The following is a 434-nucleotide window of genomic DNA, read 5'->3' as shown; positions in this document are numbered from 1 at the left end:
GGCTCCATCTCCAAGATGGGCAACCGGCACCTGCGCAAGCTGCTGGTCGTGGGAGCGCACGCGGCGCTCTACAGCATGAAGTCCGGCAAAACCAGGACGGCCCTGGCGGACTGGGCCCGGTCTCTGCTGGCCAAGAAGCCGTTCAAGGTGGTCGCCGTCGCCTTGGCCAACAAGATGGCCCGGATCGCCTGGGCGGTGATGGCCAGAAGCACGGCTTACGAGCCCGGGAGCCAGGGAGCTGTCGCGGCGGCGGCATAGGCATCCAGTTCAGACTATTCGCCCCGCAGGGCAACTCAGTTGGCACGGTGATGATGAGATGATGTGAAGCCACAGCGGATATGGACCGCCGGATCTGGACAACCCGTGGTGTTGTCTTGCGTCAGCCAAGCGCGATAACGTGAGAGGGACCAGCTTCAGCGTAAAACATCAGGGCC

The 434-nt window shown here is 63.4% G+C and carries 1 pseudogene; it reads left to right on the top strand.

Annotated elements, in window-relative coordinates:
* A pseudogene (locus KBI52_RS00760) lies at positions 1-258 on the top strand (IS110 family transposase); the annotation flags it as partial.
* Positions 259-434: the final 176 nt, after the last annotated feature.

Origin of the sequence: Microvirga sp. HBU67558 (genome assembly GCF_018069605.1) — a bacterium.
Taxonomy (GTDB): Bacteria; Pseudomonadota; Alphaproteobacteria; order Rhizobiales; family Beijerinckiaceae; genus Microvirga; species Microvirga terrae.
This window is presented reverse-complemented; position numbering and strand designations above follow the sequence as displayed.